Origin of the sequence: Aeromonas sp. 600948 (genome assembly GCF_049174875.1) — a bacterium.
Lineage (GTDB): Bacteria > Pseudomonadota > Gammaproteobacteria > Enterobacterales > Aeromonadaceae > Aeromonas > Aeromonas veronii_A.
Map to the genome: position 1 here is coordinate 25,992 of NZ_JAAKTY010000028.1, position 26,709 is coordinate 52,700.

Annotated in this window: 22 protein-coding genes, 1 tRNA gene and 1 pseudogene; 12 read left to right on the forward strand and 12 right to left on the reverse strand. The window is 62.0% G+C overall.

Features of this window, described 5'->3' with window-relative positions; translation table 11 throughout:
• The first annotated feature begins 103 nt into the window (after positions 1–103).
• The 5 genes from G5182_RS18390 (at position 104) to G5182_RS18410 (ending at position 5,348) form a co-directional block, all read left to right on the forward strand.
• Positions 104–1,462 (forward strand): NCS2 family permease, encoded by a 1,359-nt coding sequence (locus tag G5182_RS18390; protein ID WP_005356503.1) that lies wholly within the window; start codon positions 104–106, stop codon positions 1,460–1,462.
• Between the two features lie 238 nt (positions 1,463–1,700).
• Positions 1,701–2,771 carry a dihydroxyacetone kinase subunit DhaK gene (dhaK, locus tag G5182_RS18395; RefSeq protein WP_064341830.1) on the forward strand — a complete coding sequence of 357 codons (1,071 nt, stop codon included), beginning with the start codon at positions 1,701–1,703 and terminating at the stop codon, positions 2,769–2,771.
• A 15-nt stretch (positions 2,772–2,786) separates the two neighbouring features.
• Complete coding sequence (dhaL, locus tag G5182_RS18400; RefSeq protein ID WP_005341571.1) at positions 2,787–3,416, forward strand: dihydroxyacetone kinase subunit DhaL; 630 nt, start codon at positions 2,787–2,789, stop codon at positions 3,414–3,416.
• A 1-nt stretch (position 3,417) separates the two neighbouring features.
• Positions 3,418–4,134 (forward strand): dihydroxyacetone kinase phosphoryl donor subunit DhaM, encoded by a 717-nt coding sequence (dhaM, locus tag G5182_RS18405; RefSeq protein ID WP_216952176.1) that lies wholly within the window; start codon positions 3,418–3,420, stop codon positions 4,132–4,134.
• 131 nt (positions 4,135–4,265) lie between these two features.
• Positions 4,266–5,348: a glycerol dehydrogenase gene (locus G5182_RS18410; protein WP_216952177.1), complete on the forward strand. Its 1,083-nt coding sequence runs from the start codon at positions 4,266–4,268 to the stop codon at positions 5,346–5,348.
• A gap of 89 nt (positions 5,349–5,437) precedes the next feature.
• On the opposite strand, the gene dhaR is transcribed toward G5182_RS18410, so the two are convergent.
• From dhaR to G5182_RS18435, 5 genes are all read right to left on the reverse strand, one after another.
• Positions 5,438–7,339 (reverse strand): dihydroxyacetone kinase operon transcriptional regulator DhaR, encoded by a 1,902-nt coding sequence (gene dhaR / locus G5182_RS18415; RefSeq protein WP_421254621.1) that lies wholly within the window; start codon positions 7,337–7,339, stop codon positions 5,438–5,440.
• A 110-nt stretch (positions 7,340–7,449) separates the two neighbouring features.
• Entirely contained in the window at positions 7,450–8,310 is an 861-nt protein-coding gene (locus G5182_RS18420; protein WP_216952179.1) for a patatin-like phospholipase family protein, read from the reverse strand.
• A 277-nt stretch (positions 8,311–8,587) separates the two neighbouring features.
• The gene (locus G5182_RS18425; RefSeq protein WP_227341848.1) at positions 8,588–9,487 is read right to left on the reverse strand and encodes a hypothetical protein; all 900 of its coding nucleotides are present in this window, start codon (positions 9,485–9,487) and stop codon (positions 8,588–8,590) included.
• A 74-nt stretch (positions 9,488–9,561) separates the two neighbouring features.
• Positions 9,562–10,251: an LrgB family protein gene (locus G5182_RS18430; protein WP_005341581.1), complete on the reverse strand. Its 690-nt coding sequence runs from the start codon at positions 10,249–10,251 to the stop codon at positions 9,562–9,564.
• On the reverse strand, positions 10,244–10,645 hold the full coding sequence (locus G5182_RS18435) for a CidA/LrgA family protein (protein ID WP_041202734.1): 402 nt from the start codon (positions 10,643–10,645) through the stop codon (positions 10,244–10,246). The genes G5182_RS18430 and G5182_RS18435 overlap by 8 nt, the downstream gene beginning before the upstream one ends.
• Positions 10,646–10,779: 134 nt before the next feature.
• On the opposite strand from G5182_RS18435, the gene G5182_RS18440 reads away from it, so the two are divergent.
• On the forward strand, positions 10,780–11,664 hold the full coding sequence (locus G5182_RS18440; RefSeq protein ID WP_227341847.1) for a LysR family transcriptional regulator: 885 nt from the start codon (positions 10,780–10,782) through the stop codon (positions 11,662–11,664).
• Here the strand turns inward: G5182_RS18440 and G5182_RS18445 are convergent.
• The 4 genes from G5182_RS18445 to argE form a co-directional block, all read right to left on the reverse strand.
• The gene (locus tag G5182_RS18445) at positions 11,658–12,542 is read right to left on the reverse strand and encodes a hypothetical protein (RefSeq protein ID WP_421254624.1); all 885 of its coding nucleotides are present in this window, start codon (positions 12,540–12,542) and stop codon (positions 11,658–11,660) included. The two genes, G5182_RS18440 and G5182_RS18445, sit on opposite strands and share 7 nt — an antisense overlap.
• A gap of 139 nt (positions 12,543–12,681) precedes the next feature.
• Complete coding sequence (ybaK, locus tag G5182_RS18450) at positions 12,682–13,146, reverse strand: Cys-tRNA(Pro) deacylase (RefSeq protein WP_005336092.1); 465 nt, start codon at positions 13,144–13,146, stop codon at positions 12,682–12,684.
• Between the two features lie 350 nt (positions 13,147–13,496).
• A complete protein-coding gene (ppc, locus tag G5182_RS18455; RefSeq protein ID WP_115522987.1) occupies positions 13,497–16,130 on the reverse strand; it encodes a phosphoenolpyruvate carboxylase in 2,634 nt (877 codons plus the stop codon).
• A gap of 231 nt (positions 16,131–16,361) precedes the next feature.
• Positions 16,362–17,507, reverse strand: a complete 1,146-nt coding sequence (gene argE, locus G5182_RS18460; protein ID WP_227341843.1) for an acetylornithine deacetylase — start codon at positions 17,505–17,507, stop codon at positions 16,362–16,364.
• A gap of 271 nt (positions 17,508–17,778) precedes the next feature.
• On the opposite strand from argE, the gene argC reads away from it, so the two are divergent.
• From argC to G5182_RS18490, 6 genes and pseudogenes are all read left to right on the forward strand, one after another.
• Complete coding sequence (argC, locus tag G5182_RS18465) at positions 17,779–18,786, forward strand: N-acetyl-gamma-glutamyl-phosphate reductase (RefSeq protein WP_227341842.1); 1,008 nt, start codon at positions 17,779–17,781, stop codon at positions 18,784–18,786.
• A 23-nt stretch (positions 18,787–18,809) separates the two neighbouring features.
• Positions 18,810–19,589: an acetylglutamate kinase gene (gene argB, locus G5182_RS18470; protein ID WP_227341841.1), complete on the forward strand. Its 780-nt coding sequence runs from the start codon at positions 18,810–18,812 to the stop codon at positions 19,587–19,589.
• A gap of 25 nt (positions 19,590–19,614) precedes the next feature.
• Positions 19,615–20,526, forward strand: a complete 912-nt coding sequence (locus G5182_RS18475) for an ornithine carbamoyltransferase (protein ID WP_201968011.1) — start codon at positions 19,615–19,617, stop codon at positions 20,524–20,526.
• Between the two features lie 68 nt (positions 20,527–20,594).
• A complete protein-coding gene (locus G5182_RS18480) occupies positions 20,595–21,830 on the forward strand; it encodes an argininosuccinate synthase (RefSeq protein ID WP_033115910.1) in 1,236 nt (411 codons plus the stop codon).
• A gap of 415 nt (positions 21,831–22,245) precedes the next feature.
• On the forward strand, positions 22,246–23,628 hold the full coding sequence (argH, locus tag G5182_RS18485; RefSeq protein WP_421254622.1) for an argininosuccinate lyase: 1,383 nt from the start codon (positions 22,246–22,248) through the stop codon (positions 23,626–23,628).
• A gap of 120 nt (positions 23,629–23,748) precedes the next feature.
• Positions 23,749–24,384, forward strand: a pseudogene (locus G5182_RS18490) (FMN-binding negative transcriptional regulator).
• Between the two features lie 62 nt (positions 24,385–24,446).
• Here G5182_RS18490 and G5182_RS18495 read toward each other — a convergent pair.
• The 3 genes from G5182_RS18495 to G5182_RS18505 all read right to left on the reverse strand — a co-directional run bounded on the left by G5182_RS18495 (position 24,447) and on the right by G5182_RS18505 (position 26,709).
• Positions 24,447–24,902, reverse strand: coding sequence for a hypothetical protein (locus tag G5182_RS18495; protein ID WP_321537292.1), 456 nt, complete (start codon positions 24,900–24,902; stop codon positions 24,447–24,449).
• Positions 24,903–25,355: 453 nt separating this feature from the next.
• On the reverse strand, positions 25,356–26,528 hold the full coding sequence (locus G5182_RS18500) for a CD0519/CD1768 family membrane protein (RefSeq protein WP_227341838.1): 1,173 nt from the start codon (positions 26,526–26,528) through the stop codon (positions 25,356–25,358).
• 105 nt (positions 26,529–26,633) lie between these two features.
• Positions 26,634–26,709, reverse strand: a tRNA-Asn gene (locus tag G5182_RS18505).

A 26,709-nucleotide genomic window follows, 5' to 3' on the forward strand; every position in this document is an offset into this window, starting at 1 on the left:
ATAGTGACGAAAAAGTCAGGTTATCCGCTGTATTTGCCGCGAATTCTTGCTATTTTGCGCGCCACCAACGCAAACGATTTCCTTCACACTTTCAGGATTAGTTATGGCAAAGCAAGATATGGCCGCCCAAACAGGGACAGGCGGCTTTCTGGACTCTTATTTTTCCATTTCTGCGCGCGGCAGCAGCGTGCGTCAGGAGCTGGTCGCGGGGCTGACCACCTTCCTGGCGATGGTCTACAGCATCATAGTGGTGCCGAACATGCTGGGCGCAGCCGGCTTTGAGCAGGGCCCGGTGTTTGTGGCCACCTGTTTGATCGCCGCCTTCGGCTCCCTGCTGATGGGCCTGTGGGCCAAGCTGCCGATGGCTATCGGTTGCGCCATCTCTCTCACCGCATTTACCGCATTCAGCTTGGTGCTGGGTCAGGGGCTGAGCATTCCGGTCGCCCTGGGCGCGATCTTCCTGATGGGTGTGCTGTTCACCCTGATCAGCGTCACCGGCGTGCGCCAGTGGATCCTGGACAACCTCCCCTCCGGCATCGCCCACGGTACCGGCATCGGTATCGGTCTGTTCCTGCTGCTGATCGCCACCAACGGTGTTGGCATGGTGATCAAGAACGAAGGGGCCGGTCTGCCGGTACAGCTCGGTGAAGTGACCGCCTTCCCGGTCATCATGACGGTGCTGGGTCTGGCTGCCATCTTCGGTCTGGAGCGTCGCAAGGTGCCGGGCGGCATCCTGATGGTGATCATCGCCATCTCCATCCTCGGCCTTATCTTCGACCCGAAAGTGACCTGGCAGGGCTTCTTCGCCATGCCGAGCCTGACTGGCGAGAAAGGCTCGCTGGTAGGCAGCATGGATCTGCTGGGCGCCCTCAATCCGGTAGTCATTCCGACCGTACTGGCGCTGGTGATGACAGCCGTGTTTGACGCCACCGGTACCATCCGTGCCGTGGCCGGTCAGGCAGGCCTTATCAACGAACGTGGCCACATCATCAGCGGCGGCAAGGCCCTGACTGCCGACTCCGTCAGCAGCATGGTGGCGGGCGCCGTCGGTGGTGCTCCGGCTGCCGTCTACATCGAATCTGCCGCAGGCACCGCGGCCGGTGGCAAGACCGGTCTGACCGCCGCGCTGGTCGGCGTGCTGTTCCTGCTGATGATCTTCCTCTCCCCGCTGAGCTATCTAGTACCAGCCTACGCCACCGCACCGGCGCTGATGTATGTCGGTCTGCTGATGCTGGGCAACGTCACCAAGCTGGACTTCAGCGACTCGGTCGATGCGCTCTCCGGCATGCTGTGCGCCGTATTCATCGTGCTCACCTGCAACATCGTGACCGGCATCATGCTGGGCTTCGTGGCGCTGGTCGTTGGCCGCATCTTCGCTGCCGAGTGGAAGAAGCTGAACGTCGGCACCGTTATCATCGCCGTGGCGCTGGTTGTCTTCTACGCCGGTGGCTGGGCCATCTAACCCGTCCGCATATTCCGGTTATAGCCAAGGGCCCTGCGGGGCCCTTTTTCATGGCTGTGAGTCAGCTAACAGTTTCCCGCTCGCTAGCCCTGCGTTGTTTCAGATTGAAACACTCATCCCCCTTCTGCTGTTTCAAATCCGAACCAAATCGCCCGTCATTTTTATCCCTTTTTCTGTCGTTAGACTGGCTCCATCAACCATTTGCCCACCCGTGCGGTGGCAAGCCAAGGAGTGAGCCATGAAGAAACTGATCAATGCCGTCGATGCCGTGGTCCGTGAACAACTGATGGGGATGGCAGCCGCCCACCCCGAGCTCAAGGTACGTATCGAACCCCACTACATCACCCGCGCCGACTCCCCCGTGATGGGCAAGGTGGCGCTGGTCTCCGGCGGTGGCAGCGGCCACGAGCCGATGCACGGCGGTCTGGTGGGCAAAGGGATGCTGGATGGCGCCTGCCCCGGCGAGATTTTTACCTCCCCGACCCCGGATCAGATGTACGAGTGCGGTCAGGCCGTTGATGGCGGCGCGGGCGTGCTGTTTCTGGTGAAGAACTACACCGGCGACGTACTCAACTTCGAGACCGCGGTCGAGCTGCTGCACGGCGACGGGGTCAAGGTGGGCTTTGCCCTCATCGATGACGACGTGGCAGTCAAAGACAGCCTCTACACCGCCGGTCGCCGTGGCGTCGCCACGACCGTGCTGTGCGAGAAGCTGGTCGGTGCCGCCGCCGAGGCGGGCTACGATCTGGCGCGTTGCGAGGCGCTGGCCCGTCGCATCAACAACCAGAGCCGCACCATAGGCGTGGCCATGCATGCCTGCACCGTGCCGGCCGCTGGCAAGCCCTCCTTCACCCTGGCGGACAACGAGATGGAGTTCGGCGTCGGTATCCACGGCGAGCCGGGCATCGAGCGCCGCCCCTTCACCGACCTCAATACCCTGGTGGACGACATGTTCAGCGAGCTGGCGGACAATACCCCCTATGGGCGCACCCTGCGCCACTGGGATCGCACCAGCGGCAGCTGGCAGGAGGAGCACACCTTTATCGAACCGCTCAACAAAGGCGATCGGGTCATCGCGCTGGTCAACAGCCTCGGCGGCACACCCATCTCCGAGCTCTATGGCGTCTATGGTCGCCTCGCCACCCTGTGCGAGGAGGCGGGCATCCATCTGGTGCGCAACCTCATTGGCCCCTACTGCACCTCCCTCGACATGACCGGCATCTCCATCACCCTGCTCAAGGTGGATGACGAACTGATGACCCTGTGGGATGCCCCCGTTCACACCCCCGCCCTGCGTCGCGGCTGCTAAGGAGTGCCGATAGCCATGCTAAGCAAACACCAAATCGTCAACTGGCTGCTCGACTGCGAACACATCTTTACCGAGCAGCGTGACTACCTCACCGCTCTGGATACCGACATCGGCGACGGCGACCACGGCCTCAACATGCAACGCGGCTTCGCCAAGGTAGCCGAGAAGCTGCCGGCGGTGGCGGACAAGGATATCGGTCAGGTACTGAAAACCACCGGCATGACCCTGCTCTCCTCGGTCGGCGGCGCCAGCGGCCCGCTCTACGGCACCTTCTTTATCCGGGCCGCAGCCAGCAGTGACGCCTGCCAGAGCCTGAGCCTCAGTCAGCTGTGCAAAATGCTGAGCGACGGGGTCGAGGGGATCGTCTCCCGCGGCCGTGCCGAGCCGGGCGACAAGACCATGTGCGACGCCTGGTGGCCGGCACTGGCCGCCCTGCAACAGGCGCAGCAGCAAGAGCTGCCGCTCAACGAAGCACTGGATAAAGCGGTGGCAGCCGCCGCGGCCGGTACCGAGGCGACCATCCAGATGCAGGCCCGCAAGGGGCGCGCCAGCTATCTTGGCGAGCGCAGCATCGGCCATCAGGATGCTGGGGCCACCTCGACCCTGCTGCTGCTGACCGCCCTGCGTGACAGAGCGAGGTTGTGACATGATCGGAATCGTAGTTGTCTCTCACAGCGCCATGCTGGCGGCCGGTTTGAAAGCGCTGGCCGACCAGCTCGGCAGCCCGGCCCGATTGCTGCTGGCGGCCGGGGTCGATGACCCCGACCACCCCATCGGTACCGATGCCATCGCGGTGATGAGTGCGATTGAAGAAGCGGACGACGGCAGCGGCGTGCTGGTGCTGATGGACTTGGGCAGCGCCCTGCTCAGCGCCGAGACCGCCCTCGAACTGCTGCCCCCGGAGCTGAGCGCGAGGGTGCGACTCTGCCCCGCCCCGCTGGTCGAGGGTACCCTGGCCGCCATGGTGGCGGCCGGTTCCGGCCTGACGCTGGATGAGGTGGCCGCCGAGGCGATCGGCGCGCTGGGCCCGAAACAGGCGATGCTGCCTGCCAGCGCGGCGCAGGCCGCCACCGAGACAGCCCCCGTTGTCGACGACGGCTGGCTGCGCTGCGAGGTGGTGGTGGATAACCCCCACGGCCTGCATGTGCGCCCCGCCGCCCGACTGGTGGCCGCCCTCAAGCCCTTTGCCGCCGAACTCAAGCTGCAAAAGGGGGATAAAGAGGCCAATCCCCGCAGCCTGACCCGGCTCGCCATGCTCAACGTGCGTCAGGGCGATGCGCTCACCCTGCTGGCGCGCGGCGAGGATGCCACCGCAGCATTGACCTGCTTCCAGCAGCTGGCCGACGAGCGTTTCGGCGACTGACGCCGCACGCCACTGTTTCAAGGGCTGCACTCGCTCGCTGAGCCTGTGCAGCTTCATTCAAGACGAAGGAGTCCCCGGCACAGCCGCCCCTTCGCCCCGATTCTTAATTCATAAAGAGAGAGGGATAAAATATGGACCGCATTATCATCAGCCCCAGCAAATACGTGCAAGGCAACGGGGCCCTCGCCAATATCGGCAACTACGTCAAGGCGCTCGGCAGCAAGCCGCTTATTCTGGCCGACGCCTTCGTCACCAAGCTGGTGGGCGATACCGTAGCCACCAGCTTCCACGGCGCCGGTATCAAGCCGGAGTTCGACTGCTTCAACGGCGAGTGCTCCCGCCCCGAGATCGACCGCCTGCTGGCCCGCTGCCAGCAGACCCCGTTTGACGTCATCATCGGCATCGGCGGCGGCAAAACGCTGGATACCGCCAAGTCGGTCGCCTTCTACCAGAAGGTGCCGGTGGTCATAGTACCCACCATCGCCTCCACCGATGCCCCCACCAGCGCGCTGGCGGTCATCTACACCCCGGAGGGGCAGTTCAGCGAATACCTGATGATCCCGACCAACCCCAACATGGTCATCATGGATACCGGCGTGGTCTCCCGCGCCCCGGTACGGCTGTTGGTCTCCGGCATGGGTGATGCGCTCTCCACCTACTTCGAGGCGCGGGCCAACAAGGTGTCAGGTTGCCAGACCATGGCCGGTGGCGCCTCCACCCTGGCGGCGCAGGCCATTGCCGAGCTCTGCTACAAGACTCTGCTGGCCGATGGTTACAAGGCCAAGCTGGCGGTAGAGCAGGGGCTATGCACCAAGGCGGTGGAGAATATCATCGAGGCCAACACCTACCTGAGCGGAATCGGCTTCGAGAGCAGCGGACTGGCCGCCGCTCACGCCATCCACAACGGTCTGACCCAGCTGGCCGAGTGTCACCACCTCTATCACGGTGAAAAAGTGGCGTTCGGTACGTTGGTGCAGCTGGTGCTGGAGAACGCGCCGATGGCGGAGATCGAAACCGTTCTGGGTTTCTGCCGCTCGGTGGGCCTGCCGACCAACCTGCATATGATGGGGGTCAAGGAGCTGGATATGACGCGCCTGATGGAGGTAGCCAAAGCCTCCACTGCCGAGGGCGAGACCATCCACAATATGCCGTTCAAGGTCACCGCCGAGGATGTGCTGGCGGCCATCGTCACCGCCCACCAGCTGGGGCTGTAACCACACCACGACTGACCTAGCCATTTAACACGGCCCCGCATCTGCGGGGCCGTTTCGTTTTCTACGGGCCAGTTGGCGACGGCTCACCGTCAACCGTGATAGTCAGCGGGATCGATCTCGAGCAGCTTGAGCCGTCGCCACAGGGTGGTGCGGCTGATACCAAGATGCTGGGCCATCTGGCTCACCTGCCCCTTGCAGGCGTGAGCGCAGCGCAAGATGGCTTGCCGCTCCAGCTCCGCCAGCGTGAGCAGCGGTTGTCCCACCACCTCGTCCGCCACCCGCTGATAACCGTGCCGAATGGCGGCAGGCAGCGCCTCGGGCGGGATCAGCCCCTGACCGGCGTGGAGCAGCGCATGCTCCACCGCACTGCGCAGCTCCCCCAGATTGCCGGGCCAGGGATAGGCCAGCAGACAATCGAGGGCCGCCGGACTGAACTGGCGTACCGGCTCGCGCCCCTGCGCCGCCAACTGCTGGCTGATAAGGCCCGGCAGATCGGCCGCGCGCTCCCGCAGCCCCGGCAGCCACAGCTCGCACGCCTGCAAGGCATAGAGCAGCTGGCGGCCAAACAGCCCCTCCTGCACCAGCTGCTCCAGCGGGGCGCTGCTGGTGGCGATGATCCGCACCTTGAGCGGCAGAATGCGGGCCGAATCGAAGCGCTGGATGCGGCCGGTCTTGAGCAGTTGCAGCAGCGCCGCCTGCATGGGGGCAGAGAGGCACTCCACCTGCTCCAGCACCAGGGTGCCGCCGTGGGCCAGCTCGAACTTGCCCGCCCGCTCCTGCCCCGCCTCGTCGGAGCCCATCAGCTCCAGCGCCATCCGCTCGCTCGGCAGCGCCTTGCAGTTGAGGGTAATAAGCGGCCCGGCGGCCCGCTCGCTGCCAAAGTGGATCGCCTCCGCCAGCTGGGCCTTGCCCACCTCCTCCTCGCCGCGCAGCAGGATCGGCCCCTGACTCTGGGCCGCCTGCCGGGCGTAGCGCAGCAACTTGCGCATGGCGCTCGACTCCGCCACCAGCGCCGACAGCTCGGGCACCGTCTGGCGCAGCTGATGAATGGCCCGCAGCCGATCGACCGGGTGCAGCAGGGCGATAAAGCTGACCCCCTCCGGCCCTGGCAGCGGCTTGAGGCTCACCAGCGCATTGATAAACTCCCCCTCCTGCGCGCCGAGCCGCTCCAGCGTTACCTCCACATGGCTCAGTGGCGTCTGCCCCCTGATGGCCAACTGCAACCGCTGGGGCAACAGCAGGTGCTGCTCCAGCGGTTGGCCGAGACAGAGCGCCGGATCGAGCCGCAGCCGGTGGGCCGCCAGCGCATTGAGGTAGCGCAAGCGCCCCTGAGGGTCCCAGGCCAGCACACCGTCATCCATGCCATCGAGCAGGGCATAAAGTTCGCTCAGGTGGTGCTGGGACTCCTGCATCAGGGTCTCCATCTGCAGCAGATGGGCCAGCTCGCGCCCGGCGCTGACGGTGAGCGCCAGATCGCCGGCGCTCGCCTCCTCCACCTTGCAGATCAACGCGATGATGGCGACCTGACGGCCATTGCTGTTGTAGACCGGGCTGGCACAGCTGTGCCACGGGTGGAGGGTCTGATTGAAGTGTTGAGCACCGCTGACGCAGAGCGGCACGCCCTCCAGCGCGGCCAGATTGATGGCATTGGTGCCGATACGCCCCTCGCTGAAAAAGGCGCCGGGGCCAAACCCCAGCGCCGCCAGCTCGCGCAGGGTGGCGGGGTGGCCGGTCCGGGCCAGCAGGCAGCCGCTCTCGTCGGTGAGCAGCAGGGCGCAGGGGCGCCCCTCCATAAATTCGTAGAGATCTTCGAGGGCCATCTCGCCGGTGGTGAGCAGATCCCGTTTGCGCTGGCGCAGGCTCTGCAAGGTCTGCCCCTTGGCGCTGTGGGGTGGATGCCAGAGGGTGGCACTGGTCTGGTGGGCGCAGCGCAGCCAGGAGGCCTGCAGATAGTCAGGCCAAGCGAGCAGCGGCTGAAGGTCAGATGGCATGGTCACAACAATATCCGGCAAGATGTGAGCCGACCATTTAACCACGCCAGCGCCCCCGATTCAGTGACCTGCCTCAGAGGGTGGCAACGTTTAAAGACACCAGGTTGCCGCTAAGCGGCACGTACAGTCCTGACTGCCCGCAGCACGCTCTGGCGCCCCTGCCAGTAACCCTGCAGATAGCCGGACTCCAGCTTGATCGGATCCTGGGTAAAACGGGAGACCATGAAATCGGTCGGTGGCGCGATCACCTCGATGTCGCAATCGGCAGGGGGATTGGCGATGAAATCGAGCGCCCGGTTGTAGGCGCGATCCCGCTCCAGCATAGCTTGCGCCAGTGCAGGCTGGGTTTTCAGCAAGGCTTTGACCATCCAGCAGAAACGGGCCGGCTTCTTGCGATAGCCCCGGGGTTCCGACAGCACCACTGTCATCCGCCGTGCACCGCGCCGATAGGCCTCGATCACCGGAATGGAGTCGCTGATGCCGCCATCGGCCATGGGGCGACCATCGACACAGGGGGTATCATGCTGCACCACCGGCAGGGCGCAGGTGGCGGTCAGCACCTCATCCATGTTGTCGGGCCGCACCGGCAGATAGATGGCCTTGCCGCTCGCCACATCGGTCGCCACCGCATAGAAGGGAATGTCGCGGGCGCAGAAAGTCTCGAGATCGAGCGGGAAGCGATGGCGACTGGCTTGCCACAGCCAGCCGATGTCCACCAGATCGCCCCCTTTGACAAAGCGCAGGGGATCGAGAAACCGGGAGCTGCAAGCCAGCTCGGTGATGATGTGGTGGCTGCGGCGCGGCTGCTCGCTCAGATAAGAGACCAGATTGGTGGCACCGGCCGAGACGCCCATGACGAAATCGAACGGGTAGTGGTGACTTTCGACAAACGCATCGAGCACGCCGCTGGCAAAGATGCCGCGCATCGCGCCCCCTTCGACAATCAGGGCGCAAGAGTGGGGATTAAACATAACAAGGCTCCGTCAGCTGTAATACCTGCCGGGATCGATCCCGGCCCAGTGATGGACGCCTTCATGCAGAACATCAAGACGCCGCAGCAGGACGATTCAGGCTCACTCGCGCAAGCCAGAAGCGGACAGGAGCAAACCTGAACCGTGAAGCGACCCCCAGTATATGCAGCGCAACAACCATCAAAAAATGAATTTAAATAATAAAAAACATGCCTTTTTGGCATGGTTTAGCACATCAGCAGAGACGGCCCTTTATCCGCTAACAACACCATCAGGTTCAAGGCAGCCCGGGCCCGAACGTCCCGTCAACGGGGTTGTAGTGGTAGGCCCTATAATCAAAGTCCACCTTATCAAGGCGCGGATTGGCCAACTCGAACAACAGGCGTCTGGGGAGCTGCGCCTGCTCGAGGGAAGGTTTGAAGTGGCACAGCCAGAGCTGTTGCAGCGAGCCATCCCGCCACGCCAGCTTGAGGCCGACCGAGAGGCGGCGGATGGCGGCCTGATTATCCTTGTGGGTGTAGAAGAGATGGAGGAAGGGATAGTGCAGCGCCACTCGCCGATCCACGGTGAGGCCGGGCAGATCACTGTGCTGCTCCTGCTCGATAAAGAGCTCGTTGGCACCGCGGCAGAAGAGATCGATGCGGCCACGGGCCACCAGCTTGAACAGCCGCTCGTAACCGTCGACCTCCTGCACCTTGAATCCCCCATGACGCAGGATCTCCGCATCCTGCCAGCCACGCCCCTGCCCGTGCAGAAATTGCTGCAGCTCGGTCAGGGTATTGACCCTTGCCACTGCGTCGGCCTGCTGCGGACTGACAAAGCAGATGCGATAACCGAGGATGCCCAGCTCCACCGGAAAGCGGACGTAATCCAGCGCTCCGCTCTCTGCGGCCGGACGCAGACTGTCGGCCACAAACAGATTGGGGTATTGCTGAGTCTGCACAATCTGTCTCATCCGGATACGGTTCATAGGCGGTGCGGTCCGCAGCTCGTAGTCACCGAAGCTGTCGCGGGTCTTCTCCAGCGCCAGCTGCAACAGATCGCGAAAATAGAGGGTACGCAAGTCCCGATCGCTCTCGGGGCTGATATGAGTGATGACGTCGCTCGCCCTTAGGGGAGTGGCAAGGAGGGAAAGACTGCACAGCAGCAAGCAGGAAGCGAGGCGATGAAAGGTCATACTGCTCATCCCGGGAATACACGCTCACTAGAGTGTAGCGCCGGGGCGAGCAGCCTTCTAAAGGGAAGCCAGGCCTACCAGAACATCCGGCCCAGCAGGGGCGCCAGCAGCACGGTCACCATACCGGCGATCATCATCACCATGCTGGAGACCACTCCCTCCTCATTACCCATCTGATAAGCCCTGGCAGTGCCGGCGCCGTGAGCCGAGGCGCCAAACCCCGCCCCCTTGCCGAGGCGACTGCGAATGGCCAGCACGGTGAGCACGCTCTCCCCCACCGCCATACCAATCACCCCGGTCAGCACCACAAACAGCGCGGTGAGATCGCTCTGACCGCCGATGGCGCGGGTCGCCTCCACCGCAAACGGTGTAGTGATGGAGCGCATCGCCAGACTGCGCTGCAACATGTCGGAGAGATCCAGCCAGCGGGCCAGCAGCACGGTACTCCCCACCGCCATGATGACCGATGCGACCACCCCTACCGACAGCGACAGCCAGTGGCGGCGAATGAGCTGGCGGTTCTCGTAGACCGGCACGGCGAAGGCAACGGTGGCGGGGCCCAGCAGCCAGAGCAGCCAGTGGGATTCCGCCATGTAATCCTGATAGGGGATGTGGAACAGCAGCACCACGGCCACCAGCAGGGTCGGCGCCAGCAGCAGCGGCATCAGCGGCAGGATCCGCTTTTTGCCGTAGAGCCATTTGCTGGCGTAGTAGAAGAGCAGGGTGAGGGCGAAACAGATCAGCCCGAGCAGGGTATCAGACATGACGGCGACTCCGGCGGGCCAGTTTCAGTTCGAGGCGGTAAACCCGATCCACCACCAGCGCCGTGGTGCCGAGTACCAGGGTGGTGCTCACCAGCAGCACCACCATGATGCGCCACCCCTCTTGCAGCAGCAGCTCCTGATAGTTGACCACCGCCACCACGGCGGGGACGAAGAAGAGCAGCATCTCGGCCAGCAGCCAGCGCGCACCGGCACTGAACCACTCGGCCTTGACCACTCCGAGCAGGATGCAGGCCAGCAGCAACAACATGCCGGTGAGGTTGGCGGGCAGCGGCAGATGGAGGGTACGCACCGCGGTATCGGCCAGCAGCCAGATGGCTGCCAGCAACACAATCTGGAAGGGAGTCTGTAACCAGCGCAAGCAGAGGGCTTTCATGATCATCGTCTTTCTGTGAACCGGCTCACAGTATAGAGTTGAGCAAAACCTGCCAGAAATGAATTAAAATTATCAAATTCATGCCGCATAGGCATACTTCATCCCGTACCCGCCAACACGAGTCGAGAGAGTCCATGGATATTCGCGCCCTGCGCTATTTTGTCGAACTGGTGCGGGAAAAAAGCTTCACCCGCGCCTCTGAAAAGCTGTTCGTCACCCAGCCCACCATCAGCAAGATGATCCGCAATATCGAAGAGGAGCTGGGCCAACCCCTGCTCAACCGGGAAGGGCGCCGCTTCACCCTGACCGACAGCGGCCAGGTGCTGTTCAACCGGGCCCAGACCATCTTGGCGGAGATGCAGCAGCTGGAGGCCGAACTGGCGGATCTGCAGAGCCTGCAACACGGTCGCCTCACCCTCGGCATTCCCCCCATGGTGGGTCACGTCTATGCGGATCTGATCCGCGCCTACCGCACCCGCTATCCCAAGGTGGAGCTGACCCTGGTGGAGTATGGCGGTCGCCGTATCGAACAGGCGGTGCTGGAGGGGGAGCTGGATCTCGCCATCACCATGCTGCCGACCAAAGAGGGGGGGGCCCTCAGCGCGCTGGAGCTGGATCAATACCCGATCCGGGTAGTGCTGCCTGATCAACCCCGCTGGCATGGCGAGACGCCGCTGCGGCTGGAATCCCTGCAGGAGGAGCCCTTCCTGCTCTATACCCAGGCGTTTACCCTGAGCGAGCGGCTGGAGCAGGCGTGTCAGGAGGCGGGCTTTGTGCCGCAGGTGGCGGCGCGCAGCAGCCAGTGGGATTTTCTCACCGCCATGGTACGCAGCGGCATGGGGGTCGCCTTCTTGCCGGAGCCGGTCTGCAACCGGCTGACCCCGGATGGTCTGGTACTGCGGCCGCTGGAGCCCGAATTGAGCTGGCGACTCGGGGTGATCTGGCCGAGCGAGCGCTATCTGTCGCGCACCGCCGAGGCCTGGCTGGCCCTCTGCCGCCAGCGGCAGGCACCTCAGTAATCGCCGAAGCGATCGGTTTGCGGATTGTAGAAGTAGTGGCGGTAATCGAAGCTGATCCCGTCGAGGAAGGGGTTATCCAGTCGCAGCAGTCGGCGCTGGGAGAGCTTGGCAAAGGCGATGGCCGGGCCAAAGCTCTTGCGCCACAGCGCCTGTAGCGAGCCATCCTGCCACGCCAGCTGCAACCCCCGCTCGACCCGCTGCAACGCCTCGCGATTGTTGGGATGGGTGTAGAAAACCCGGGGCAGCGGGTAGTAGATCAACAGTGCGTCATCCACCAGCAGATCCGTCATCTCCTTGTGGGTCAGCTGCTCGCTGCGCAGCTCGCTCACCCCGCGGCAGAAGAGATCGATGCGCCCTCGTGCCACCATACGAAACAGCGACTCGTAGTTATCCACCTCATGCACAGTCAGCCCGCCGTTGCGCAGGATCACCGCATCCTGCCAGCCGGTGCCCACCCCTTGAGTGAAGTGGCGCAACTGATCCAGGGTGTTCACCCGCGCCAGCTCGGCAGCACGATCCGAGCCGACGAAACAGACCCGATAGCCGAGGATCCCCATATCGATCGGGAACGGGATCGATGCCACCTGATCCGCCACTGCCTCCCCCTGATAAGGCCAGCTGTCGACAATAAAGAGGGCGTTTTTGCCCTGCTCCTGCACCTCGATCCGCATCCGCGCCTTGTTCATCGGCAGGGAGTCCAGCAACTCGTAGTCGCCATATTCGGGGCGAGTTTTCTCTAGCGCCAGCTGCATCACCTCACGGTAATAACGCATCCGCATATCCTGACTGTTTTCAGGGCTGAGCAGGGTAAAACGGGTGGCAGCCAGCAAGGCAGAGGGGAGGGATAAACAGAGGCAAAGCAACAGAAGTCGGTACATCATGGCTGAACTCATACAACGGGGTTCACCCATTATAGACTGGCACGCACCCCGTTGAGCACAGGGCACGCGCCCGCTCACAGGTGGGGCTATCCGGGCCACCACAGGCCCGGAGAACAGGTTCACAACGTGCCCGGCACTACTCTTCGCCGATGGGAGCGGCGATCCACTTCATCAGCGTCAGCATATCCTGCGGCGCCACACCGACCGAGAGGCCGCGCTTGCCGCCGCTCACCAGGATCTCGTCAAACTGCAGCGCCGACTCGTCGAGCACGGTGGGCAGCAGCTTCTTCTGGGCCAGCGGGCTGATGCCACCCACCTTGTAACCGGTCAGCTTCTCCGCTTCCGCCGGTTTCATCATCTCCACCTTCTTGAGGCCAGTCGCCTTGGCCAGCTGCTTCAGACTGCACATGCCGGATGAGGGAACGATGGCCACCACCGCCTGCTTGTCGTGATGGGCAACCAGAGTCTTGAACACCTGCGCCTCCGGCAACCCGAGCTGGGTCGCGGCATGCTTGCCGAAATCATCGTGGGCTTCGCACTCATAGGGGTAGAGCTTGTGGGGGATTTTGAGCTTCTTCAGCAGGTTGATGGCAGGAGTCATGATGGTTGCCTTGAATCGAATCGCATAAAAACAAGGCCAAACAGTCTGCGCCTGCGTGGCGAGTGATGCAAGCCGGAGGGGAAATCTGTACCCATCACCGGTAATGAGTAGAGAGCAATGAACAAGATGAATTGTGCCGCTTGCCGAATTAAACACAGGACGAGTCAGGGCTAAAATCATTTCCGAGCCGTACAATGCGCTGCGCTTGCTGCACCCTACAAAATACAGTCCAAAACATGGGTGGGGTTCCCATCGAGCCGAATTCTGCTGGGCAACAAAAAACAAAGGGCACCTTGTCGGCGCCCTTTGGCTTGATAGATATAACTAAAGCCTCTTGCTTGGGCTGGCTATCAACCCGTATTGCGCATACCTGCGGCAATGCCGGCGATGGTGACCATCAGCGCCTTGTCCAGCTCGGGGTGCAGGGTCTCCGGGTGGTTGCGGGAGCGGTTGAGCAGCTCGGCCTGCAGCACGTTGAGCGGGTCTGTGTAGGGGTTGCGCAGCTTGATGGACTCCTTGATCCACGGCTGATCCTCCAGCAGATCCCCGCGCGGGCTCAGTTTCAGCACCACCTCGATGGATTCGGCGAGCTCCTGACGCAGCTGTTTGCCAAGGCCCCACAGCTCCTGCGGCACCAGACGGGTGTCGTAGTACTCGGCGAGCCAGACGTCCGCTTTGAGGAACACCATCTCCAGCATCTCGAGGCGAGTGCGGAAGAAGGGCCACTGGGCGCTCATCTCTTCCAGCACCGCCAGCTTGCCGCCGTCGATCGCCTGCTGCAGCGCCTTGTGGGCACCGAGCCAGGCCGGCAGCATCAGCCGGTTCTGGGTCCAGGCGAAGATCCACGGAATGGCGCGCAGGCTCTCGACGCCGCCGTTGGGCTTGCGCTTGGAAGGACGGGAGCCGAGCGGCAGCTTGCCGAGCTCCATCTCCGGGGTAGCGGCACGGAAGTAAGGGACGAAGTCCGGATGACCGCGCACAATGCTTCGGTAGTGATCGCAGGAGTCGGCGGCCAGCTGTTCCATCACCTCGCGCCAGCACTCTTTCGGCTTGGGCGGTGGCAGCAGGTTCCCTTCCAGCACGGCGCTGGTGTAGAGCTCCAGACTCTTGATCGCCACTTTCGGCAGACCGAACTTGAAGCGGATCATCTCCCCCTGTTCGGTGGTACGCAGACCGCCGCGCAGGGATCCCGGCGGCTGGGAGAGGATGGCCTGATGGGCAGGCGCACCGCCACGGCCAACGGTACCGCCACGGCCATGGAACAGGGTGAGGCGGATGTTGTTGGCTTCGGCCAGCCCCACCAGGGATTCCATGGCGGCGTACTGGGCCCAGCCAGCGGCCATCATGCCCGCATCCTTGGCAGAGTCGGAGTAACCGATCATCACGTACTGACGGCCCTGAATGTAGCCGCGATACCAGTCCACCGAGAGCAGGCGCTCCATCACGGCGGTGCCTGCCATCAGGTCATCCTGGGTTTCAAACAGCGGGGCGACCGGCATGCGGAACTTGCAGCCCGCCTCTTTGAGCAGCAGTTGCACCGACAGCACATCGGACGGCGCACCGGCCATGGAGATGATGTAGATGCCAAACGCATCGGGGTCGTGCTCGGCGATGACCTGACAGGTATCCAGCGTCTCGCGCACCTCGGCGCTCGGCTCCCAGTCGTGGGGGATCAGCGGGCGGCGGGAGTTCAGTTCGTTGAGCAGGAAGGCCTGCTTGTCATCCTCGCTCCACTCGGCGTAGTCACCCAGACCCAGATAACGGGTCAGCTCGGAGAAGACCAGACCGTGACGTTCGCCATCCTGACGGATATCCAGCTTGACCAGATGGATGCCGAAACAGGCGACCTTGCGCAGCACGTCCAGCAGCATGCCATCGGCGATGTTGCCCATGCCGCAGGCGTGCAATGAGTGGTAGCAGAGCTCCAGCGGCTCGCGCAGCTGGGCGGTAGTCTTGACCAGATCCTGGCTCTCGCTAGCCTGGCCTTGCACCTTGGCGGTGAGGTGCTCCTTGGTTTCGCGCAGCGCTTCACGCAGCTCGCGCACCAGCGCGCGGTAGGGCTCGGGGTGATCGCCAACGCGAGCACGCACGGCGTCGGTACAGTCGGACATGGAGAGCTCGGAGGTGAGCTCCTTGATGTCTTTGTAGAACAGGCTCACCGCCATCCAGCGGCCCAGCTCCAGCACTTCGGCAGTCACCTTGGCGGTAACGAAGGGGTTGCCGTCGCGGTCACCGCCCATCCAGGAGGTGAACTTGACCGGCGCGGCATCCAGCGGCAGCCGCACACCCAGATGGTGTTGCAGACGCTCGTCCAGATTGCGCATGAATTCGGGAATGGCGGGCCACAGGCTGTTCTCCACCACCGCAAAACCCCACTTGGCCTCGTCGACCGGCGTCGGGCGCTGTTCGCGGATCTCGTTGGTGTGCCACGCCTGATTGATGAGCTGTTCGATGCGATTGAGGATCTTGTCCCGCTCGCGGGGCAGCAGGTCGGAAAGCTCCAGCGCCTCGAGGCAGTCGTTGAGCTGTACGTGCTTGTGGATCAGGGTGCGACGGGTCACCTCGGTGGGGTGAGCGGTCAGCACCAGATCGATATCCAGCTCGCGCACGGCCTGAATGATGGCCTCTTGCGACAGGTTGGAGGCTTTCAGCTTGTCGAACATCTGCTCCAGCGGATCCGGGGTGCAGACCTGCTCTTCGCAGCGACGGGAGATGGTGTGGAACTGTTCCGCCACGTTGGCCAGATTGAGGAACTGGCTGAAGGCGCGGGCCACCGGCAGCAGTTCATCATCGCTCAGGGTGCGCAGGGTATCGAGCAGACGTTCCCGGTCTGATTCATTGCCCTTGCGGGAGGACTTGGCCAATTGGCGAATGGTTTCGATCTTGTCGAGAAAGGCCTGACCCTGATGATCCTTGATGGATTTACCCAGCAGCTGACCCAGCATACCTACGTTGGCGCGTAGTGCGGCGTACTTTTCGTTCATTCCACATCCTTATCTTGTTGGTGCCTGACACCCATCCGGGGTGCTAGACGACCTCACTTATTGTTGTGCGATTACAACATATGCTCCGTCATCTTAGGGTGACAATCTACCCAGATTGTCTGCGCAAGGTCAAATAACAGGCCGATTCAGAACATGTATTTCCATCACCACTCCACAACCGGCTTGTTATGTAACTTACTTACAGTTTTTACGCCCCTTTCACCGCTGCCGCTACAGGCAAAAACGTCTGATCAGGTGCTGCAACACTGAGGTGGTTGGCTTGACGAAAGACAGGTCCAGATACTCATCCGGCTGGTGCGCCTGGGTGATATGACCGGGGCCCATCACTATGGTCTGGCAGCCAAGCTGCTGGATAAACGGCGCCTCGGTGCAGTAGTTGACCGACTCGGCGGCGCGACCGCTCGCCTTCTCAGCTTCGCGCACCAGCACAGAGTCGTCGGCGCAGGCGTAGGCGGGAATGGGCTCATGCAGATGCTGCAGATGCAGGCAGCCCGGCTGGTGGATCTCGATGGGAGAGAGCGCCTCTTTGAGCATCCCCATCAGCTCATCCGGCCCCACCTGCGGAGTGGGTCGCAGGTCGATATGTAGCTCGCAACAGCCGCAGATGCGGTTCGGGCTGTCGCCCCCCTGAATGTAACCCAGGTTCAGGGTCGGCTGCGGCACGGCAAAGCGGTGGTCGGCGTAGCGATCTTTCAGATCCTGCTGCAAGCGCAGCACCTGCCCCATCGCCTTGTGCATGATCTCCATGGCGTTGACGCCGTTGGCGGGATCCGAGCTGTGACCGCTCTTGCCGGTAATGCGGATCGCCTCCGACATGTGCCCTTTGTGGGCCACCACCGGCACCAGTCCGGTCGGCTCGCCAATCACGGCGTAGTCGGGTTTGAGCTCGGCCGCCGCGGCGATGGCGCGGGCCCCCGCCATGGTGGTCTCTTCGTCGGCAGTGGCGAGAATGCGCAGCGGCTTGGTCAGCTTGGTGAGGTCAATATCTTTGAGCGCCTCCACGATAAAGGCGAAGAAGCCCTTCATGTCGATGGTGCCGAGGCCATAGAGACGATTGCCCTCTTCGGTCACCTTGAAGGGATCCTTGCTCCAACCCCCCTCATCGAACGGCACCGTATCTGTGTGACCCGCCAGCAGCAGACCGCCCTCCCCCTGACCCATCGTCGCCACCAGATTGAATTTGCCCGGCAGATCGGGGAGCGCCGTCACCTCGCACTGAAAACCGAGCTGACCGAACCAGTCGGCCAGCAGCCGGATCACAGCCTCATTGCTCTGATCCCACTTGGGATCCGTGCTGCTGATAGAGGGAATCGCGATAATATTCTTATAAAGTGAAAAAAAATCCAGATTGGCCATCAGCTCCTCCTTGCGTCCCCGGAATGTTTCTGTTAGAAAATACAAATGCAAAGTGAGTGCATGAATATTCTGTAATTTTACCTGAATATCTGGCTCATCAACAAAGGCTTCTAGTTGTAAGGGAAAGTTAATGTTCTGTCACCTGATCTATAACCGACGACACACACCCGCCTGAATTGCCCCTCCGCACTTGTGCAAAGGGGCGATCGAACACCCTTGTGCACTGCAGCACCATGCTGTGAATCTCGAACTCTGACTTGGAATATTCAACATGCTTAACACCGTTATCGTCGGTGCCAGTGGCTACGCGGGAGCCGAACTGGCCGCACTGGTACAGAACCACCCACAACTCAAACTGTTCGGCCTCTATGTCTCCGCCGGCAGTCAGGATGCCCACAAGCGCTTCTCTTCCCTGCATCCCCAGTGGGTCGGCGCCCTCGATCAGCCGCTGCTGCCGCTGGACGACGACGGCATGACCCGGATCCTGACCCAGGCCGATCTGGTGCTGCTGGCCACCGCCCACGAGGTGAGCGCCACGCTTGCCCCCAAGTTTCTCGCCAAGGGGCTGCCGGTGTTCGATCTCTCCGGCGCCTTCCGGGTCAAGGATCAGGGCTTTTACGACAGCTTCTACGGATTCACCCACGACAGCGAACAGTGGCTGGATCAGGCCGCCTACGGTCTGGCCGAGTGGAATGCCGATGCCATCGCCAGCGCCCAGCTGGTAGCCGTACCCGGTTGCTACCCGACAGCATCGCTGTGCGCCCTCAAGCCGCTGCAGCAGGATGGCCTGATTGCCAAGGGGTGGCAGCCCATCATCAACGCCGTCTCCGGGGTTTCCGGCGCCGGTCGCAAAGCGGCCATCAACACCAGCTTCTGCGAAGTGAGCCTCAACCCTTACGGCACCTTCAACCACAGACACCAGCCGGAGATCAGCCACCACCTCGGCAAGGAGGTGCTGTTCCAGCCCCACCTTGGCAACTATGTGCGCGGCATTCTGGCCACCATCTATGTGCAGCTGGCGGACGGCGTGACGCCGACCCAGGTGGATCAGGCCTTCCTCAAGGCTTACGAAGGCAAGCCGCTGGTGCGCCTCACCGGCCAGATGCCCTCTATTCGCGGTGTGGCAAACACCCCTTACTGCGATATCGCCTGGCAACAGCAGGGCAACATGCTGGTGGTGGTATCCGCCATCGACAACCTGCTCAAGGGCGCCGCCTCCCAGGCCATGCAGTGCATAAATATCAAATTCGGATTTGAACCGGCCACCGGCCTGATTTAAGGACTCAAGGAAGGATTGCAACGATGAACAAGCAGACTCTGGTAATCAAGCTGGGCGGTGCCCTTATCGAGAACGACGAGGCGCTGACCGCCCTGTTCGCCACCCTCAAAACCTTTCTCGACGATCAGCACCGTCCGCTGGTGCTGGTGCACGGTGGTGGCTGTCTGGTGGATGACCTGCTCAAGGGGCTGGGTCTCACCTCCACCAAGAAGAACGGCCTGCGGGTGACCCCGTTCGAGCAGATCCCCTTCATTGCCGGGGCGCTGGCGGGCACTGCCAACAAGCAGATGATGGCCAAGGCGATCGCCACCGGCATTCCAGCGGTGGGGCTCTGCCTGGCGGATGGCGGCCTCTGTCAGGTGACCCAGCTCGACCCGGATCTCGGCGCGGTCGGCGAGTGCAAGCCGGGCAACCCGGCGCTGGTAGCAGGCATCCTAGGTCAGGGCTTCCTGCCGGTGGTGAGCTCCATCGGCATCACCGCCGAGGGGCAGCTGATGAACGTCAACGCGGATCAGGCGGCCACCGCCATTGCCGAGGCGCTCGGTGCCGATCTGGTGATGCTCTCCGACGTGAGCGGCATCCTGGATGGCAAGGGCAAGCTGGTGCCCCAGCTCGACAAGCTGACCGCACTGGATCTGATGGAGAAAGGGGTGATCCGCGATGGCATGGCGGTCAAGGTAGAAGCGGCCCTGCACGCCGCCCAGACCCTCGGCAAGCCGGTCTGTGTCGCCAGCTGGCGTTACCCGGACCAGCTGCTCAAGCTGCTGGCTGGCGGCGCCGTCGGCACTCAAGTGGCTATTTGATCTCCACCGGAACAAGGAACATCCGATGCAACATCTTCTGAAAGACAGTGATCTGAACAAAGCCCAAATAGAGGCACTGATTGCGCTGGGCAAAGCGGTCAAGGCCGACCCGAAGAAGTACAGCCAGGCGCTGGCCGGCAAGAGCGTGGTCACCCTGTTCGAGAAGCCCTCCCTGCGCACCCGGGTCACCTTCGACATCGGCATCGCCAAACTGGGCGGCCACAGCGTCTATCTGGATCAGCAGAACGGCGCGCTGGGCAAGCGGGAGTCGGTGAAGGATTTCGCCGCCAACCTGTCCCGCTGGTGTGATGCCATCGTCGCCCGGGTGTTCGATCACCAGACCCTGGTCGAGCTGGCAGAGCATGGCACAGTGCCGGTGGTGAACAGCCTGTGCAACCTCTACCACCCCTGTCAGGGGCTGGCCGACTTTATGACCATTGCCGAGCACTACGACGACCTGTCGAAGGTGAAGCTTGCCTACCTCGGTGATGGCAACAACGTCAGCCACTCTCTGCTGCTGCTGGGGGCCACCCTCGGCACCGACGTCACCCTGATCTGCCCGAAAGGCCACGGCCCGGATACCCAGATCTTCCTGCAGGCGCAGGCACTGGCGGCCAAGTCGGGGGCGACCATCCACATCAGCGATGACGTGGCTGATATCGAAGGGTTCGACGTGGCCTACACCGACACCTGGGTCTCCATGGGTGACAACACCCCGATGGAGCAGGTCAAAGACCTCTTTATGCCTTACCAGATCAACCAGGCCCTGCTCGACCGCACTGGCATTGCACATGTGCTGCACTGCCAGCCGGCTCATCGGGAGCTGGAGATCACCTCGCAGGTGATGGATGGCCCCGCCTCCCTCATCATGGACGAGGCCGAAAACCGGATGCATATCCAGAACGCCGTGTTGCTGACCCTTCTCGGCAACAAGTAACGCGGCAATCAACCTGAATCACGACACCTTTATTGAATCATCATCGAATCATCACGGAGAGAAGTAACATGAGCGGAATCAACAAGATCGTACTGGCTTACTCGGGTGGACTGGATACCTCGGCCATCATTCCCTGGCTGAAAGAGCACTATGACGCCGAAATCATCGCCTTCGTAGCTGACGTCGGTCAGGAGCGCGACGATCTGGAAGGGATCGAGCAAAAAGCCATCGCCTCCGGCGCCACCAAGTGCATCATCAAGGATCTGCGCGAAGAGTTCGTCAAAGAGTACGTCTACCCGACCCTGAAGACTGGCGCTGTCTATGAGGGCACCTATCTGCTGGGCACCTCCATGGCCCGTCCGGTGATCGCCAAGGCGATGGTCGAGGCCGCGCTGGCGGAAGGGGCCGATGCCATCTCCCACGGCTGCACCGGCAAGGGTAACGATCAGGTGCGTTTCGAAGGTGCGGTTGCCGCGCTGGCGCCCCAGCTGAAAGTCATCGCCCCGTGGCGGATCTGGGACATGCGCTCCCGGGAAGATCTGCTCTCCTATCTGGAGACCCGCAACATCCCCTGCAAGGCGACCTTGAAGAAGATCTACAGCCGCGATGCCAACGCTTGGCACATCTCCACCGAAGGTGGCGAGCTGGAGAGCACCTGGAACGAGCCGTCCGAAGCGGTCTGGCAGTGGACCGTACCGGCCGAGCAGGCTCCGGATCAGCCGGAGTACGTCAAGCTGACCGTGGCGCAGGGTGAAGTGGTGGCCGTTGACGACCAGCCGCTCAGCCCGCACCAGATCCTGATGACCCTGAACGAGCGTGCTGGCAAGCACGGCGTGGGCCGCATCGACATCACCGAAAACCGGATGGTGGGGATGAAGTCCCGTGGCTGCTACGAGACCCCGGGCGGTACCGTGATGGTCGCCGCGCTGCGCGCCGTGGAAGAGCTGGTACTGGATCGCCCGACCCGCGCCTGGCGGGAGAAGCTGGGTGCCGAGTTCTCCCATCTGGTCTATGACGGCCGCTGGTTCACCCCGCTGTGCAAAGCGATCCTCGCCTCTGCAAACGCCATCGCCGAAGATCTGGATGGTGAAGTGGTGCTGAAGATGTACAAGGGTCAGGTCACCGCGGTGCAGAAGAAGTCGCCGAACAGCCTCTACTCCGAAGACTTCGCCACTTTCGGCGCCGATGAAGTGTATGACCAGAGCCATGCCGAAGGCTTTATCCGTCTCTACACCCTGGCCAGCCGGATCCGCGCCATGAAGGAGCAGCATCAAGCCATCGGTGGTGATCACACCCACGGTTAAGCAAGCGCGATAACCCGTTGATTCCGTTGAGGGGGCATGGCCCCCTCTTCTACAGGCAGAGAGCACAGCCCCCTGATCCATCATCGACGGGTGTGACAAGAGCGGCAGCGCCCCGGCCGCTTCTGTGAGATAACAGGGGCTGTGTGAATATGATGCTGACGTATTTTCTCCCTTCTCCCCTTGCGGGAGAAGGGGCGGGGATGAGGGGGGAATTACCCTCACCCTAGCCCTCTCCCAGAGGGAGAGGGAACCGATTCGCAGTTGCTGGATTTGACGTGTTCAACGGCAACAGCACTCATCACCACCGCACTGTTATTCAGGAAAATACAGGGCAAGATTTCTGCGCGCAGGCCAAGAGGCCGCGCGAGTACGGCAGGCGTAAATGCCTACCGACAACGCATTCAAGGAGAGCAGTATGGCACTTTGGGGTGGACGCTTCAGTCAGGGAGCCGATAGCCGGTTCAAGCAGTTCAACGATTCGCTGCGGTTCGATTACCGCTTGGCGGAGCAGGATATTCAAGGCTCCATGGCCTGGGCCAAAGCGCTGGTGAAAGTGGGCGTATTGACCGCCGATGAGCAGGGCAAACTGCAACAGGCGATGGAGGTGCTGCTCGCCTCGGTGCAGCAGGATCCCCGGCAGGTCCTGAGTTCGGACGCCGAAGATATCCACTCCTGGGTCGAAAGCCAGCTCATCGCCGCCGTCGGCGATCTTGGCAAGAAGCTGCACACCGGCCGTTCGCGCAACGATCAGGTCGCCACCGACCTGAAACTCTGGTGCAAGGCGCAGGGCGAGCTGCTGCTCAGTTCCATCACCGCCCTGCAGCAGGGGCTGGTCGCCTCTGCCCGCGCCAATCAGGCGGCGGTGCTGCCCGGTTACACCCACCTGCAGCGGGCCCAGCCGGTCACCTACGCCCACTGGGCGCTGGCCTATGTGGAGATGCTGGAGCGGGACTACTCCCGCCTGCAGGATGCCCTCAAGCGCCTCGACACCAGCCCGCTCGGCTGCGGCGCGCTGGCGGGCACTGCCTACGCCATCGACCGCGAAGCGCTGGCGCTCGACATGGGCTTTAGCGGCGCCACCCGCAACAGTCTGGATTCGGTCTCCGATCGGGATCACGTGGTGGAACTGATGCACGTGGCGTCCCTCTCCATGACCCACCTGTCGCGCTTTGCCGAAGACCTTATCTTCTACAACACCGGCGAGGCTGGGTTTGTCGAGCTGTCTGACGCGGTTACCTCCGGCTCGTCGCTGATGCCGCAGAAGAAGAACCCGGATGCGCTGGAGCTGATCCGCGGCAAGACCGGCCGGGTGGTCGGCGCCCAGATGGGCATGCTGATGAGCCTCAAGGCGCTGCCGCTGGCCTACAACAAGGACATGCAGGAAGACAAGGAGGGGCTGTTCGATGCCCTCGACACCTGGCACGACTGCCTCGATATGGCTGCGCTGGTGCTGATCGATTTGAAAGTGAATGGCGAGCGCACCATGGCGGCAGCACAAGGCGGCTACGCCAACGCTACCGAGCTGGCAGACTATCTGGTGGCCAAAGGAATTCCGTTCCGTGAAGCGCACCATATCGTCGGTGAAACCGTGGTCTTTGCCATCAGCGTGGGCAAACCGCTGGAGGAGCTCTCCATCGGCGAGTTCCAGCGTTTCAGCCCGGTGATCGAGTTCGACGTCTACCCCAATCTGGAGCTGGAAGCGACCCTAGCCAAGCGGGTCGCCAAAGGCGGCGTCGCCCGCGAGCAGGTGGAAGCAGCCCTGACCGCAGCCGAAACCTGGCTGGCAAAGCGCGACTAATTACCGTTAACGCAGAGAGAGGGCTCCAGCCCTCTTTTTTTGCGCCCGAAATGGCTTGTCCCGCTGACTGGATGCCTGTAGTTGTTGAATGGATGTCAGCACTCGATAGAAGGAATCTGCATGTATCTGCCACCTCATTTCGCCACCGATGACCCCAAAGTCCTGCATCAACTGATGCAGGCACATCCGCTAGGTGCTCTGATCACCCACGGCTCACAGGGGCTGGATGCCAACCATCTGCCATTCGAGTTTGCAAAGGAAACCGGAGGGCAGGGCGTCTTGCGCGCCCATGTCGCACGCAACAATCCGCTCTGGCAAGAGGTGCGGGATGGGGACAACGTGCTGGTGATCTTCAAGGCTGCGGATGCCTATATCTCCCCCAGCTGGTATCCGAGCAAGCATGATCATCACAAGCAGGTGCCGACCTAGAACTACAGCGTGGTACATGCTCACGGCCGCATCAGCATTCGTGATAATGCTCGTTTTATCCGCCGTTTACTGGCCAATCTGACCCGACCCCATGAAGCCGGGGAACCCTCGCCATGGAAAATGGCGGATGCGCCGAGAGAATATATAGAAACCATGGTGCAGGCCGTTGTCGGCATTGAAATCGAGATAGAGCGGCTGGTTGGCAAATTCAAACTGGGCCAGAACAAGGATGAAGCGGATCGCCAAGGAGCAGCTCACGCCTTGCAAGCAAGAGGGCAGATAGAAGTAGCCAGCGACATGGAGAACCCGCCATCACCTCGCTCATAGCGTGTTAAACCACAAACAGAAACGGCAACCCGAGGTTGCCGTTTTTTATTGCTCACCGCGGTTCAGGCGCTAGCATTGAGCAGTTTGCCAACCCCTTCCCCCTTGCCATTAGGCAGGGTCTGTTTAAAGGCACCGAGCAGCTGGTCGAGGTTGAGATTGCTGGCACCGAGGGAATCCTTGAGGGTATCGAGCTCGCTTTGCAGGGCATCGAGGCGGGTGCTCTGGGTACCGCTCGCCAGCTGGTTGCGGGCGCTGTCGATGGCGGCAGGGAGGGATTGGCCACCATTCTCCTGCCCCAGAGTCTGCATAAGCTCCCCCATAAAGTGGTTGATGGCCGAGCGGTTCTGTTCGCTATCGGCATCCTTGATACCGAGTCGCTGGAACAAGCTCTGGACGGTCGGGGCGAGGCGATCTTCCTGCACGATTTGCTGCACAGGCTCAGGTTTGGCACTGCTGCCGAGCAGCTGGCTGCCCAGCTTGAGGGCGATCGAGGCAAGGGGAAGCAGGCTGCTGATCATGATATCTCTCCGCGACAACGACCCTTGATGGTGTTGCCAGGAGGAGTGCATAAGCGGGGCCAGCACGACGATAAAACGCACCGCACCGGCTAATCCCTTGAATGTCTGATCTATTTGTTCAAGCAGCAAGCAGGAGATAGCCGAGCGCAAAGGGGAGTCCGGCGGCCAGTAGCTGCCGCCACGGGCGGTAGTGGCAATATGGTGGTAAAGCGTTTTGCCACCCACCCGAGCCGCGACGCCTTCCTTTCACACCCTGATCGCCAACTCTTTGAGCCACTTGCGCTGCTGATGGCACCAACAGAGTAAAACCTGACAAAAGCACCGCAGCGATCAGGCACCGAATAACGACCCGCGGGCTTACTAATCGAGCGGTGATCCGCCCACAAGGCGTGACCAATAGAAATGAAAAGAGGCTCCAAAGAGCCTCTTTTTGTATCCGTGTCTGAACCCGACTCAGCCCAGCAGCATATAAAGCTGGTGCGCTGCCACCCCGGCGCACAGGCCGCCGACCGTGTGGGCGACAATGGCGCGGGAGGTGAGGTGGCGATAACCGAGAGCATCGAGCATGGCGGTGTGGGTGCTCAAAAAGCCGCTCCAGCACATCCCCATGGCGGTAAACACTGCCACCTCGTTGCCGGTGATCCACCCCTTGGCAATAAAAGGCGGCACCAGCGACATGGCGGCACCGACCGCACCGAGCGAGGTAGCCGGGAAAGCGACCAGCTCCGGCTGCTGGAAGCCAAACAGCAGGTCAAACAGCCAGCTTACCTTGGCAGCCAGCACCGGCAGCAGGGCTACACCCTGGAACGCTTCGCCGGTATAGCCCTTCTCCCCCGGACCGAAGGTGAGCAGCATGACGAAGGTACTGATGATGAGCACGCCCGGGATCACCGCCATTCCCAGCTCGACACCGGATTTGCCGCCATCGAGCAACGAGTTGAGGATCCGCAGCCAGCCCGGCGCCACCTCTTTGCTGACCCCGACCTTGTGCCCCCTGGCATCAGTCGGCTCATCGTCCAGCACCTCGCCCACCAGCGGGCGGATCATCCGCTGCATCAGCCGGGTAGAGACCACCGAGCCCACCAGAGCACCCAGCAACCCAATCAGCGCCGCGCTGGCAGTGGATTCACCGCTCGGCAGCTGCAAGGTGGCCATAAAGGTCACCACGATCAGCCCCATGCCGAAGGCGGTGCCGAAGTTGGTGAGCGACACCAGTTGCCACGGAGTGAAGCCCTTGCGAAAGCGGCTGTCCTTGGCGAGGCTGATCACGGCCGGGTTGTCGGAGAAGAAGGTCATCAGGGCCGCAAGGGCGGTGCGACCGGGCAGGCGAAACACCGGCTTCATCAGCGGGGCCAGCAGCACCTCCAGCAGGCGGATCACCCCGAACTCGCTCAAGAGCTGGCTCAGGGCACCGGAGAGCACCGTGATCCCCATGATAAAGAGCACGGTATTGAGCAGCAGCTGGTGGGCGGTATTGAACAGGGTGTTGACCATGGCAGAGAGGCCCATCTGGCTGCCGAGGTAACCGAACAGGCTGCCGAGAATAAGCAGCACCAGCACGGGCTCCATCCAGTTCCGAATGGCGGCAAGTCGCCCCTTTGACTCTATAACTACATGATTTTCCATATCTATCCTGCGGTTCATCTGTGCGTGTGTGGTTGTTTTTATGGTTAAAAAATGGCTGAGCCAAATAGAAAAAAGCCCTTGTCTTGCGACAAGGGCTTTTTGAATTGGCTCCTCCTACTGGACTTGAACCAGTGACATACGGATTAACAGTCCGCCGTTCTACCGACTGAACTAAGGAGGA